Here is a 13,903-nt window from a genome sequence, read left to right on the forward strand (position 1 = left end):
ATTAAAAAATGACGTTGTTGGGCGTACGTGGGTACGGGATCACGTCGCGGATGTTTTTCATTCCGGTGAGGTACATGACGGCGCGTTCGAAGCCGAGGCCGAAGCCTGCGTGTGGGAAGGTGCCGAAGCGGCGCAGGTCCAGATAACCTTCGTAGGTCGCGGGATCCAAGCCATGGTGCTTCATCATCGCCAACAGGTTGTCCAAACGCTCTTCACGTTGGCTACCGCCAATGATTTCGCCGATGCCGGGCACCAACAAGTCCATCGCACGAACCGTTTTGCCGTCCTCGTTCAGGCGCATATAAAAGGCCTTGATTTCCTTCGGATAATCCGTCACAAAAACGGGCTTCTTGAAATGTTCCTCCGCCAGGAAACGCTCATGCTCGGTTTGGAGGTTAATGCCCCATTCCGGCTTGTATTCGAAGTTTTTGTTGGCCTTTTTCAGAATTTCAATGGCCGTGGTGTAGGTGATCTGCTCAAATTCGTTGTCGAGAATGTTGCGCAAACGTCCCAAAAGGCCTTTGTCGACCCATTCGTTGAAGAATTCCATCTCTTCAGGCGCCTTTTCCAAGACATAGTTGAAGATGTACTTGATCATGTCTTCGGCCAAGGCCTTGTCTGCCTCCAAGTCGCCAAAGGCAATCTCGGGTTCGATCATCCAAAACTCGTTGGCATGCTTGGGCGTGTTGGAATTCTCTGCGCGGAAGGTCGGCCCAAAGGTATAGACGTTGCGGAACGGCACACAAAATGGCTCCACGTTGAGTTGACCACTCACGGTCAAATAGCCGCGGGTACCGAGCAATTCTTCGCTCCATACCACGTTGCCTTCCTTGTCGTATTTGTAGTCCTTGGGTTCGATGGTGCTGATGCGGAACAATTCTCCGGCACCCTCTGCATCTGCGCTTGTAATAATAGGTGTATGCACGTACACGAAGTCACGCTCCTGAAAGAAGGTGTGGATCGCATGCGCGAGCAAGGACCGCACGCGGAACACGGCCATGAAGGTGTTGGTGCGCACGCGCATGTGCGGAATTTCCCGGAGGAACTCCATCGTCATGCGCTTGTTCTGGATCGGGTTGCTCAGATCTGCAAGCCCTTCGATTACAATTTCATGGGCGTCGATGTCATGGGCTTGGCCTTTGCCTTCGGAAACCTGCAAAACACCACGGACCGTGATCGACGAACCAAGGCTTGCCCTTGCGATTTCATCAAAGTTGGGCAGCGTATTTTTGGCGACGACCTGCATATTGCTGTAAAATGTGCCGTCGTTGAAGGCCAAAAATGCGACGTCTTTCTGGTCGCGGCTACCGCGGATCCAACCTTTGACTTCGATGGGTTTTCCGAGAAGCGTCTCTGGCTTCCGGTACATGTCTTTGACTCTAGCTGCCTCGTATTGCATCGTCTTGTTTTGAAAAATTCCGCGCAAAAATAGCGAATAATCTGACGAATTAGATGTCATTGTGAGCAATCCTGAATACAAATCTCACATCGGCAGCCCCTTGTCCTTGAGGTGGTCTTTGATTTTCTGCAGCTTGATTTTGGCAAAAGCCAAACTTCGACGGTTGCTTGCCTCAAATAAGACGGGATCAAAGAAGCCATCATAGCGCGCCTGCCTTGATGCAGAGTAAAGACTTGCGTAATTGTTTGCACATGCCATGTCAACATCAAGATTCGGAACCGAAGCGCCTTGGTTGCTCATGGCAATCCCTAGTTCCTTGTGTGAACCACCAACATTTACTCCGGTGTTAACAGCATACGCACGCAGCAGATGAAGGGCCGCATAAAACACCAACGTCACTTTCCAATCATTGTATTGAGTTGGAAACTGATATTCCAAATGAGATAGCAACGACTCATTGTGAGCCGCCTGCTTCAAATGATTGTCCATAAAATCAGAGGATGGAAATTTTGTTTGCTGGTAATAGCGCGATTTCGGTCTCCTGAATCACATTAAAACGAACGGCGTAGACGTCAGCAAGGTCGGATTGATGGTATTTGACGAGAAACGAATGCACCTGATCCCAAGTCGCCTCTGTTTCATCTGCCAAAATCAAATAATAGTCCAGCATCAATGCGTTGAGTGGAACCAAGTAGGCCTCGACCACGAGATTCGCATTCTTCAACAGGTGAGATTTGAACACATGGTGGAGCAATGACAATGCAGTCCTATTCACAGACAAGGCAACATTCATCACGTTTTGAAAGGGATCTTCGATATCCTTTTCCAGCTCTTTGATCAGGGCAGTCTTCGCTCCAAGCTCAATCAAAGCATTGCTTTTCTGCACCTCATCCAGTTGATCTTGGAGATGCGTCTCCAACAAAAACAAGATTGCCTTGATTTGCTCATCCTTCTTTTTTTCGTCAGTGGCCTTTTCTGGGCTGGTTTTCATCGTTGTTGTTTTCTTAAGCTTTATGAATTCAATGACCACCACTTACAGTACAAATATAGTGCATTTTGCTGATTTTGTTAGACAATTACGCAAAACTTCGATACTATTTTTCTATTTGAACGGATGACAAAGGTAGAGCCTGAAGAAGTTGATGCGCGTTTAGCCACCCACTGATCCAACTTTGAGCACGCTTCGTACCTCTTAGTGAAATGCTTGAATCCTTCTAACAATAAGAAACGCCCTCCTAACAATTATCCCATTCGATGAAAAACCCATTCCTGACGATAAAAAAATGCTAAATTCCATCCCACAATCGCGTTGCATTTATGAATACGAGAACTGCTGAAATTCGCTGGTCGGTGATTACCAGCTTGTTGTTTTTGGATTTGGCCATTCTGATCTCCTGGTTTGCCTACCATGGCTACCAAGGAGAATTGCTGACCAAGTTTGGGGTCATCCGCCCGGGAGTGGTGCACGATGCCCTCTGGTTGGTGATTTTGCAGGGGTTTATCCTGTTCATCACCCCTCCCATCGCCGGTTTGGCCGCTGACCGACTGATGAAAAAACGCGGAAATCTGCTTCCTGTCGTGAACATCGGCATCAATTTCGTGTCGATGGTCTTCATGGTTGTGGCGGTGACCATTTCGATACAAGAGCCGAGTGCATTTCTGAAGTTGATTTTCCCCATCATGGTGGCGCTTTGGCTGATCTCCATGAACATCTTTCACAGCCCGGCGATCTCCACGATCGAGACGTATGTCCCGGAAAACAAATTGCCGATCGTCATTTCGATTTTCGCCATTCTTGCCGATTTGATTGCGGCAACGGATCCGATCCTGACCGATTTGATTGAAAAAATCAGTGCGCCGATCACATTTGCCGTCGGTGGTGCCCTTGTTTTTGTGACTGGGCTTTGGTTCAGTAGAGCTGCGAAGAAAATGCAAGTTCAGGAGGGCGAATCACCGGCGGCTGTTTCAAGCACAAAAAAGACCAATTTCCCGGTCGTCTTCCTGCTCGGCCTCGTCGTCGGCGCTGCAACCACCTGCTTTTTCAAGTATTTTCCGCTGTGGATGGATGCCAAACATACGGATGTCGCCGCGCTTGTCGGGCTTGATCCAGCGGTATTTACATCCATTCTGATTGCAGGCGCTGCCGTTTTGTCCTTTCCGCTGGGCTTACTCGCCTCCAAGTTTGGAACCAAAAGAATGGCGATTGCGTCCGCGATCGTTTGCGCGGCCATCATCTCCGGGGTCATGACGAGCCATGGCACGCCTGCTTTGATTCTCTTCTGCTTGTATCCCTTGGCATTCGCAGCTGCAACGGTTTCGTTCCTGCCCATCGCGTTTTCGCAATTGGAAAAGCGCCATCTCGTGCTGGGAATCGGCATTTTCTTTTCGGGCGTGGAATTGTTGAGCAGTGTGGTGGATGTGATCAATGTGGCAGGGGCGCCGGTGCCGTGACCTCTCCCCCAACCCCCTCTCCATCGCTTCGCTTCTGGAGAGGGGGCTTTTTCTTCAGCAAGAAGGCAAAATCATCCTAGAATCTTTGCATTCGCCGATGACCAAACAAAAGGCTTATCAACCGGTAGAATTACGATTTCCATTACCCCCTCCCCAAAAGCGAAGCGATGGGGAGGGCCGGGGAGAGGAAAATCAAAATTCGTCTTAGCCCCCTCCCCAAAAGCGAAGCGATGGGGAGGGCTGGGGAGAGGACGCTAAAAAGCCGTTTACCATCGCTTGACCCGCGTCCTCAGCACCGCCAAAATCCTTCCAAGCAATTCATCCAGATTCTCCAAATCCTCATTCTTGAACCGAATCACAACTATCCCCAGCCGACTGATCAACGCATCGCGAACCTGGTCGTAGTCCTTGCTGAAATCATGGATTTTGCCATCCAACTCAATCGCAACTTTGCACGCTGGGCAATAAAAATCGGGAATGAAGAAAAGCCGACGCCCATCGGCTTCGTCATAGTAGACGAATTCCTGCCGACGAAATTTGTAACCTTCGAGTTTATGGTTTCGCAACGCCTGCCAGAGCACTTTTTCGGCGGGCGTTGCCTGCTGCCGCAGCTTTCGCAACAACTCGGTGACGTTGGTATAAGGTGGTCTGCCCACTTTCTCTGTCTCCCCCTCAATTCAAATCCACCAGCTTGATCCGAAACAACAAATCGGAAAACGGTGGAATCTCACCGGCGACATTGGGGCCGTAGGCCAATTCGCAGGGAATCCAGAAATAGCCCTCCTGCCCTACTTTGAGCATTTCCACGGCGCGGTCAAAGCCCGGGACGACTTCGTTCATCTGAAATCGGAACCGGAACGGCTTCTTGGAGCCAAAGTTGCCATCAAACACGGTTCCGTCTTGGAGGCAGCCTTCGTAGAATACGCCCACACGTTCGCCTTGGCGCGGAGCGGGTGCATTGGTTTGGGCCTGACCTGCAATCAATTGAAAGCCAAAACCATCCTCCTCCATCGTCAGGTTCAACGGCGGAAATTCGTTGCGTTTGCGTTTGGCATCCATCCTCACATCATCGATCAACAGCCCCTGATCGTCCCAGGTGCGGAAGGATTGCAAAACCCCCTTTTCGTCATGCACGACCTCGGCCTTGATTTGATCATTTTGATCCTTCCAAACGTGACGGCCGATTTTGATGCGGTCGTTGGTTTCGCCTTCGTGGGAAATCTGGGCGCATGCAAAAAACGGGACCATCGCAAACAGCAGGGCAATAAGGATCGATTTTGATTTCATGGCATTGAAATTACAAATTCCACCTGAATTCGAATGAAAATTGCCAGAACGGAAAGACGATTCGAAGCCGCCCCAAATGTGCAATTTGCTTCTTCCCTGCATCCTAACCATATTCACCCGTTGAAATTGAGTCCCAACATGTTGCTGCTTTTGTTTCGGTCTCGCGTATTGAATTTGCGTCTTGATGGGCTGTTTTCCATCCGATCCATCGCCGCGTTGATGCTTTTGGGCCTGTTCTTGCTCCAATCCTGCGACAAGGATGCGCCCGAACCGCCTCCTTTCGGTCAAATTTGCCTCTGGGATGTTCCTGCACGCCAACGCTATGGCTTTCAGGATGTCAAAGGCGGGCCGGATTCCGTGGATTTTATCGGGAGGGTGTATCAGGGCGTCACGACGGGCAATTGTCAAACGCCGGATGGCCAAAAACATCCCTTGGTGATTGTGGCCCACGGTCGCATCGCCATCGGAGTGCCCTACAACTATCTGGGAATGACCTATTTGACCCATCACCTTGCCTCTTGGGGCGACATTGTGCTTTCGCTGAATCTCGATGTGGTCAATTCCTTGCAAGGCGAAGAGACCGAATATGGCATTCCCCACCGCGGCGAATTGATTTTGCACGCGATTGACTACATGCTCGCGCAGAACCGTACGCCGGGCAGCCGATTCTTCCAGCAAATTGACACGACCAAAATCGCCTTGGTGGGACATAGCCGCGGCGGCGGGGCAGTGATTTATGCTGCGAATGCCAACGCGCGGATGCACAACCATGCCATCAAAGCCGTTGCCACCCTCTCCCCTGCCAATTTCGGGACGGAAGCCTTGCAAGTTCCTGTACCCCATATTTGCCTTTATGGATCCTGGGATGGCGATTTGTACGAAGGCCAAGGCCCCGATCTTTGGTCGCGCGGCAGCCGCAACGCCCCACGGGAGCTCGTCGAAATCTACGGGGCCAACCATTATTTCTTCACCGACAAGGCCCAATTTCCCTCAGAATCCGCCGAAATCACCCGCGAAGACCATCATCTCCTCGCCAAAGGCATGGTCAACGCCTGGTTTGACCGCTACCTGCGTGGGAAGAACTCCTTCGAATGGGGCCGTTACCTGACCGGCGACATTCGCCTGAGCAATCAACTCGAATATTACGTTTCCTTTCAGCATTCCGAATTTTTGCCGATCACCCACAATGCGGAAAATGCAGATGGCGGAAGTCAGGTCAAAATGGGAAAAATGGGCACCAATATCCTCTCGGTGGGACTTTGTGATCTCGCGGATGTCGAATTGGGTGGCCTCCCCTGCTATGGGACCGGCACGGCCGTGCAGGCGGGTTGGGATGCCCGCAATGACCGTTTGGAGTTTGTATTTGCCGCGATGGATGCCAGACCATATCCCTATCTCAGCTTTCGGATGAGCCAAGTCCATGGGGATTCCTTGAATGAGGTGGATTTCAAGAAGGACTTCCATGTGCATGTGACCGACGCCCGCGGTGTCGATGCCAAGGTTCGTGTGGCAGATTACCTCGGTGGATTGCAGTATCCCGATCTGTCGGGTTCCTTGCCGCCCGACGACCCCAACAACCGTAAGCAGATCATGCGCGGTTTTCGCATCCCCGTAGCTGATTTTCAGGGAATTGACTTTTCCAAGGTGACCGGCGTCAAATTCGTGTTTGACCGGCCTGCAGCCAAGGGCTTTGACAACCTCAGCGGCGCGATCAAAGTGGCCGACCTTGAATTCTCCAATTGAATCTATGAAAATGCGCAACAAATTTGGTCGAAGGAGTTGGTTGATTGCAGCCGTCTTGTTGGCGGCGGTGATGCTCATCGCGCAACGTCCCAACCGCAAAAACCCTTCCCCTGCCGATCCGGGGATGCAATTTACCCCGAAAAAGAAGGGGGTCACAAATCCGGAGCAACCCTCCGCACCACCGCCCACCGATGATCCGAACGGAGGAATTTCGGCCGAAGATGACAAGGATGACCCCAACCAAGGCGATATGCCGGACCCGAACGACGATGAGACGCCCGCCGATGATAATCTCCCACCGCCTACGGTCCAAGTAGCCAACACCGAAATTTGGCGAATCGGCAATGGCAGTGACGTCGGTCAGACTGGCGACTGGATGCTCGTGTTGCGCGGGCAAGGATTTTTTGAGTCCGAGCGCCCACCGGTCGTCCATATCGGAGATGCAATCCGATTGACGGATGTTTATGTTGGGAATCGCGGCAAAGAGCTCTTCGCGTGCATCCCGCCCGAAGTCGCATTGCAGGTCATTGCCAGCGATTTTGAGAAAATTTCTGTACAAAACCCCGGCGGACTCAACCGCGATCCTGGCCGCTGGGTTCCGTTTTTGATTCAACGGCCGACGTTTGTCGCGTCCCTGGAGACTGCGCCCAAGGCGACTTTCAAGTTTGGGGCGTATTTTTTGGAGCGGGGGAAGTAACTGGATGTAACTTGTTCAAAAGTCATTCAGGGTATTCGATGTGTCCAAGGAAAATATTTGCTCAAGGAAGGTCAAATTTTCATTTAAAGGCGTTACCCAAAGTGCGTCAAGCTTCCATTCTCGGGAGTCGGAAAAGGTGGCTATGTTCTGATGGATTCTCTTCTTTGGCTACCAACGAGATCCCCTCCAAAACAACTTTTGAGACCACTACTTCGATACAGAATTCGACACCGTAAGCCCGCAACTGATGCAATGCGCATAGTCATTGGGCTCCCCGGGCTACCCTTTGTTCGTTTTGCAGCTTTGGTCGGTGAATAGGGCCTTTGCTGTCGCCGGGCTTGACATTTGCCTTGACTTCGTCCCAAAAATTGCCTTTCACCAGCTTGTCATCGTAGTGAGAATTCAACTTGAGTTTCAATTTCATATCGAATAGCTATTTGAGCCAATCCAAATTGAATTACAATCGACATTGATTTCCAATGAGGATCGAAAAATGTATTGCGTTGGAGTGTTCCGAAAGTTCGGCGCAAAGATTAAATGGTCATTTGTTGTCGTATTTGGAAGACATCGCATAGGTCTTGTCACCATGAAATACATTGAATGAGAAACTCAGGTTAAAGTAGTTATAGCCAGGCAATCCCAGGGCGAATCGTTTCGGTCTTTGTCCGATTTCAAACCGGGTAACCACGCCCATTTGATCCCATTCAAAACCAATTCGGTAGCCAATAGGACTAGGCTGTTTTGTTTTAACGGTATAAACACCATTGGCTGCCTGAATACTTTCATACGAGGTCCCTCCAATGAGCGCATCCAGAAAGATCCTTCTGGAAAAGTGTCTGAAATTTTTATAGCCATTGTAGGAGACACTGGCTTTTCTTATCTTCTTGAACACCAATCCAGCTACCAAGGCATTCGAATTGCTCCTGAAAAAATATATTTGACCTGGTGAAGGTGCAGCACCGCTCGTTGTTACAAATTCATATGTACCATCACTCGCATTGCTCGCACCGGCAGTCTGATTGTAATGTAACAAGCCCGCATGAATCCCAAACTGCTTTCTTTTATCACAGACCGCGTCAAAATACCTGTACACCGTAGTCGTAAATCCTGCCTCAATTCTTACGTCGGATTCATCTTTTTTAAGCTTATCAACAAAGAAATAATCGATACCTCCTTCGAGATACTTCATCGATTTCAAGTTTTCAGGATTCACTACATTGTCTTTGGGGGTAAAGAGCTTTTTGGCAATGTCTTGACGGTAAAAGACTTCATACCCCAATTTCCCCTTTGCTCCTTGAACCAACAATCCAACCTGCGGCTTGATATTGTCTAGGGAAAGTGCTGTAATTGAGACTTTTAACGGACTCAATTTATCAGTGAAATTTGTGGTTTTATATTCCGCAGTTTGGGAAAACAATGCCACGCTAGGTATTGTGAATAGCATCTGCAAGATGCAGATGTTTCGACGAATTCCATTGCAAATGCAAAGGTTCACCAAGCCTGCCACCGACATGGAGAGGGTCCTTTTCATTTCGATCGTCCCTATTTAGACACAAAAATGGATACCGTTAGGCCGCAGTTGATGCACAACGCATAACCCTCAAGGTCTTCGCCTTTGTTGTTTTTGCAACCCTGACCGATAAATTTTCCGACGACGGTTTTGCCAGGCTTTGCTGTTCCTTTGACTTCATCGCCAAAATATCCCTTGACAAGCTTGTCATAATAGTTGGATTTAAGCCGAATTTGCAGCTTCATGTCCGAAGTATTTTTGACTTCCACCACATAATTGCAGGCCAATGCTCTCTTGGAATCCAGGGCAATCCGATACTCAATCACAGCATTGGTATTGTCTCCAAAGTCAACATCAGCCTTTTTCCATTCTGTAAACTCGCCCATTTTGCCACCTGCATCAGGCTTCAAATCCGATACCACTTGCGCATTGACGCTCAAAAAGGTAATACAAAACGCAATCATCAAGAATAAACTTTTCATAATTCGTGTAACAATTAAGATTCCTAAATTGGGTTTAAATCGCTGGGGAATTGATTCTCCAAGCATCTTCACAAAAGTAGAAATGGATAAAAAACAGGGCAATACCACTTTAGTAGTATTCGAACGCTGGAGTTGATCCTCAACCATCTAAGTGCGCAGGATTAGGATTGCAGGATGCTCATGCAAGAGCATCCAATTTTACTCAGCGTTGAATAACAGATTTCGTGCTTAAAATGCTGCCACAGCAATGGAGTTTCCTGCGCGTTCGCGACTAAGGTGGGAATCATTCACTCCCAAACACCTTATTCAACGCATCCGTCCGTGACTGCACCTGCAACTTCTCGTAGATATTGCGCACATGTTTTCTCACGGTTTCTATGCTGATGGAAAGCTGATCGGCAATTTCTTTGTATCGGAAGCCCTTGGACAACAGCGCCAACAATTCCTGTTCTCGAGGGGAAAGTTTTTGCAATTCGACGTTTTCCCTCTTTTGTTGGAAGCGTTGGACGACCTTTCGTGCAATCGGGCCGCTCATGGGTGAACCACCCTGATGAATGTCCTGAATTGCGGCCAATAACTCAGAGAAGGGAGCTGTTTTCAAAATGTAGCCACAAGCTCCGGCTTCAAGGCCGGCAAAAATATGCTGGACATCATCAAAAATGCTGAAAATCAGGTATTGGACTTGCGGATACAAAGGTTTCATCGCTCGGATGCAATCAATTCCCGAATTGCCCGGCAAATGGATGTCCATCAAGACAACATCGGGAGACAAGTCCGGAAGCGCCTTCGAGAAATCTTCCGCATTTTCAAAGGATGCAATGCAATCCGTCGTATCGGTTCCATTCAGAAGCGCGACGAGGCTCTGGTTGACATCTACGTTGTCTTCGACGATAATGACTTTGATCGACATATTACACCTGCAAAATTAACCTTCGATCGGCTTTGGACAATCACATTTTAGTAGTATTGAGTCGAGAAGCAGCCTCATCCAGTCGACAAAAAATTTCGATCCTTGTCCCGTGCTGCGGTGCTGAATAGAATTCCACCGTTGCATCAATCTCCTCGAGGCGCGTCTTCATATTCGTAAGTCCATTCCGAAACTTTGGTAAACGCGTGACATCAAACCCAACGCCATCGTCGCTGATCATCAACCGAAAGCCTTGAAAATCTGCCTCTATCGAGATGTCCACGTTATTCGCCTTGGAATGCTTGGCGATATTGTTCAGGGCCTCTTTGAACACGAAAAACAGGTTCCTTCGCATTCGATTGTCGAGTATCGTGGTGGACGCTTCGGAAATTTCAGGAAAATCAAATGAAAGCCGTATCGGGAGATTCTCAAAAAAATCATGGGCATAGGCATGAAAGTAGGAGACCAATTCGTCCAGCCGGTCATATTTCGGATTCATGGACCATATAATCTCGTTCATATTTGCTACGATTTGCCTTGCGGAAAAGGAAACCTTCTGCAGTTTCTCCTTGGTACCGTCCGTCAAATCGGGCCCTTGATTAGCCATTTCGCACAAAAGGGAAATTTTGGACAATCCCGCCCCGATGTCATCGTGCATGTCACGCGCGATACGGGTACGCTCGTCTTGGACGATTTTTTCCCTTTCAAGCTGTTTGACGCGTCTTCTCAATCTACGCGTTGAAACGTACCACGCTACAAAGCAAAACATCGCGAACAGAAGAATGCCGTTCAGTACGAGGAACCAAGTACGCTTCCAAACAGGAGGAACGATGGTGATGCGCAACTCCCTGGCTTGTGTCGTCCAAGTTCCGTCATTGTTGCAGCCTTTGATTTGCAACACATAGTCCCCTGGTGGAAGCGCGATGAAGCTCAAATTCCTTTCCGAACCCAGATGCACCCAATTGGAATCCAGTCCGAGCAATCGGTACATCAGCAGGTTTTTCTTAGGCACGGTGAAGTCAAGTGGCGCCAAAGTAAATGAGAGTGTGTTTTGATCGTGCGGCAAGGTTAATGCATGCAAAGCATTGATGCTGCTGTCTCCTTGGTATTCGTTGTGAAAGATGCGGCAAGAAGTGATGGCAATTGCAGGTGGAAGCGGATTGTCCACAATAGAATCTGGGAAAAAGGCGTTGAAGCCGTTGACGCCGCCAAAGAAGATCTCTCCTCGTTTAGAAATGTAGAATGCATTGGAATTGAATTCCAGGGATTGTAGGCCGTCGCTGAGATCGTAGTTGGAAAAGGTCTCCTTGGCGATGTTGAATTTAGTGAGGCCCTTGTTGGAACTGATCCACAGGTTTCCTTTTCCATCAGGGAGTGCAGAATAAATGACGGAATTGGGAAGCCCGTCTTCTGCCGTATATATTCTCAAGATGCCATGCTGTGCATCCGCTTTGATCAAGCCAATGTCTGAAGCCAACCAGATATGATTCTCTTCATCAGAAGCGCAATCCCTTGAATTTGAAAAAATCAGCGTCCTCTCGAATTCATTAAGACGCTTCACTTCGAAAATACCTTTTGCCCCAAGCGATGTATATTTTCTGGTTCCACAGATGACACCATCATCCAAATATTTGAAATTCGAGATTCCCCAAATCGATGGAGAAATGGAAAGAGATAGAAATTTCTGCGTTGCAGGGTCAAATAATGTTGTGGTTGATCGAGTGCCAACGAGGATATTTCCATTTTCTGTTTCAATCATGCTGATTGGCTGCTGATCCCTATTATCGGCACTGCTGATGAAGTCGAGCTTGCCGCTCTGTCGCTCAAATTGGGCAATGCCGCTTGTGGTTCCGATCCACACCCTTTTGTGTGAGTCGATCAGGATGCAATTGACAGCAGAAAAGGCTGGGGCTTTTATGCCGTTTGGATCAGCAGCATAGATCTGGGCTGATGTGCGATCGGGGCTTATGACAGCTAGTCCGCCATGAGTGCCTACGAATAAATATCCTTCATCGTCTATGGCGAAACAGTGGATGTGACTGGACGGCAAGAATCTCCTGCCATTTTGCATCTCCCCGAAATGGTCAAACCGATGGTTGCCAGAAGCTTTCTCGATCCCGTGGGAATCGGTTCCAATCCAGAGGTTTCCGTTGCGGTCGTAGAACAGACTTTCTATAGAGGGATGGGTTATTGCGTGCGGGGCAGATGGCGAAGGAAGATATTGTGTTGCCATGGATAAACTGGCGTTTGCAGCAAGGACCCCATTGGAAGATGTCCCAATCAACAATTCGCCCCACGGTGATAGTAGAAGCACCTTCACAGTTCCGATCGATAGCCTGAAGTCTCCAACGGCAATTTCTCTCAGCCACTTGCCTTTTTGTGTAAATAGGTTGAAGACTATGATGCCATCTCCAGTACCCAAAAATAAGTCATTAGGCCCAAGCACGGCAGATGTGATGGCATTCAGGCCCAAACCAAACATTGCTACGGAGTCCAATTCCCTGTTGTTCCAATCGTAGAAGTGCAAGCTATTCTCGCGCGAAAACACTGCCCTGTTCCCGATGCTGTGCGTCGAGTAAGGCGAAACATCCTTGATCCAAGTCATAGCTTGTGTTGGGGATGCTGACTTGATAGTCCAAGATTCAGGATCGATGCGTTGCCATGCCTGCCCAACAAAAAAGGTCTCACCATTCCTACATTCTCCACGTGCAAACGTTGCGCCTTCCTTTCCCCTAAATTCTGGAACCACAACCCTTCGAAATCGGTCAAATTCAGGAAAATAGCAGCAAAGGCCGGATTCGGTCCCCACCCAAAGCCTTCCCTTTGAATCAGGGAAAATGGACCGGACAAAATTTCCAGGAAGGGAGTTGTCGTCTGCCGGATCATGGCGGTAGATTTTCAATTCGCGGCCATCGTACCGACACAATCCATCGGCTGTTCCAAACCACATGAATCCAGTCTTGTCTTGCGCTATTGCATAAACAGAGTTCTGGGGAAGTTCCTCCTCAAAATCGACATGTTCAAAGCGCAGGCGTGATGTTTGAGAATAGGCACGCGTACCCGGGTATCCCAAAGACCAAGCTACCAAGAAGCAAACGAAGGAAATGCAATGTCGAAACAGGAACCGTGAAGGATGCGCTTCTGATACAGCGGTTGGCCTTTGACAGAGAAATCCTCCATCGAAACACTTCCAAAACTGCGCCACTATCCTACCAACCGGAAAATCCACTGCTGCCAACTGTGATTCGTGAAATGAACATTCGCTTTGAGCAGGTGGTCAATTCTCTGTTGACAACTGCGAATTCGTCCTTCCTTCCAAAGCGACAATCCAATTTACAAATAAATTGATGTTCGCAAAAAGTCCGTTTGATCGAATGCCGCAAGGCGCGGTCGGTTTCTTAAACCATCCGAATCGCCCGCAAACCGA

13 protein-coding genes are annotated in these 13,903 nt (G+C 48.9%); 3 read left to right on the forward strand and 10 right to left on the reverse strand.

Annotated features, from left to right (window positions below; translation table 11 throughout):
- Nucleotide 1 precedes the first annotated feature (1 nt).
- From asnS to IPN95_21125, 3 genes are all read right to left on the reverse strand, one after another.
- A complete protein-coding gene (gene asnS, locus IPN95_21115) occupies nt 2-1,399 on the reverse strand; it encodes an asparagine--tRNA ligase (GenBank protein ID MBK9451870.1) in 1,398 nt (465 codons plus the stop codon).
- An 84-nt stretch (nt 1,400-1,483) separates the two neighbouring features.
- Nucleotides 1,484-1,888, reverse strand: coding sequence for a hypothetical protein (locus tag IPN95_21120; protein MBK9451871.1), 405 nt, complete (start codon nt 1,886-1,888; stop codon nt 1,484-1,486).
- 4 nt (nt 1,889-1,892) lie between these two features.
- Nucleotides 1,893-2,390, reverse strand: coding sequence for a hypothetical protein (locus IPN95_21125; protein MBK9451872.1), 498 nt, complete (start codon nt 2,388-2,390; stop codon nt 1,893-1,895).
- Nucleotides 2,391-2,716: 326 nt separating this feature from the next.
- Here IPN95_21125 and IPN95_21130 point away from each other — a divergent pair, with 326 nt between their 5' ends.
- On the forward strand, nt 2,717-3,850 hold the full coding sequence (locus tag IPN95_21130; protein MBK9451873.1) for a hypothetical protein: 1,134 nt from the start codon (nt 2,717-2,719) through the stop codon (nt 3,848-3,850).
- A 266-nt stretch (nt 3,851-4,116) separates the two neighbouring features.
- Here the strand turns inward: IPN95_21130 and IPN95_21135 are convergent, their stop codons facing one another.
- Complete coding sequence (locus IPN95_21135; protein ID MBK9451874.1) at nt 4,117-4,506, reverse strand: endonuclease domain-containing protein; 390 nt, start codon at nt 4,504-4,506, stop codon at nt 4,117-4,119.
- Nucleotides 4,507-4,522: 16 nt separating this feature from the next.
- Nucleotides 4,523-5,137 (reverse strand): FKBP-type peptidyl-prolyl cis-trans isomerase, encoded by a 615-nt coding sequence (locus IPN95_21140; GenBank protein ID MBK9451875.1) that lies wholly within the window; start codon nt 5,135-5,137, stop codon nt 4,523-4,525.
- 33 nt (nt 5,138-5,170) lie between these two features.
- Between IPN95_21140 and IPN95_21145 the strand changes: the two genes are divergently transcribed.
- Entirely contained in the window at nt 5,171-6,880 is a 1,710-nt protein-coding gene (locus tag IPN95_21145) for a hypothetical protein (protein ID MBK9451876.1), read from the forward strand.
- A 4-nt stretch (nt 6,881-6,884) separates the two neighbouring features.
- The gene (locus IPN95_21150; GenBank protein ID MBK9451877.1) at nt 6,885-7,577 is read left to right on the forward strand and encodes a hypothetical protein; all 693 of its coding nucleotides are present in this window, start codon (nt 6,885-6,887) and stop codon (nt 7,575-7,577) included.
- A gap of 262 nt (nt 7,578-7,839) precedes the next feature.
- On the opposite strand, the gene IPN95_21155 is transcribed toward IPN95_21150, so the two are convergent.
- The 5 genes from IPN95_21155 to IPN95_21175 all read right to left on the reverse strand — a co-directional run bounded on the left by IPN95_21155 (nt 7,840) and on the right by IPN95_21175 (nt 13,564).
- Nucleotides 7,840-8,001: a hypothetical protein gene (locus tag IPN95_21155; GenBank protein ID MBK9451878.1), complete on the reverse strand. Its 162-nt coding sequence runs from the start codon at nt 7,999-8,001 to the stop codon at nt 7,840-7,842.
- 117 nt (nt 8,002-8,118) lie between these two features.
- Nucleotides 8,119-9,108: a hypothetical protein gene (locus IPN95_21160; protein MBK9451879.1), complete on the reverse strand. Its 990-nt coding sequence runs from the start codon at nt 9,106-9,108 to the stop codon at nt 8,119-8,121.
- 11 nt (nt 9,109-9,119) lie between these two features.
- Nucleotides 9,120-9,716, reverse strand: a complete 597-nt coding sequence (locus IPN95_21165) for a hypothetical protein (protein MBK9451880.1) — start codon at nt 9,714-9,716, stop codon at nt 9,120-9,122.
- Nucleotides 9,717-9,852: 136 nt separating this feature from the next.
- Complete coding sequence (locus tag IPN95_21170) at nt 9,853-10,479, reverse strand: response regulator transcription factor (protein ID MBK9451881.1); 627 nt, start codon at nt 10,477-10,479, stop codon at nt 9,853-9,855.
- Between the two features lie 40 nt (nt 10,480-10,519).
- Nucleotides 10,520-13,564, reverse strand: a complete 3,045-nt coding sequence (locus tag IPN95_21175; GenBank protein ID MBK9451882.1) for a hypothetical protein — start codon at nt 13,562-13,564, stop codon at nt 10,520-10,522.
- Nucleotides 13,565-13,903: the final 339 nt, after the last annotated feature.

The sequence above is a fragment of the Bacteroidota bacterium genome (genome assembly GCA_016718825.1).
Classification (GTDB): domain Bacteria; phylum Bacteroidota; class Bacteroidia; order J057; family JADKCL01; genus JADKCL01.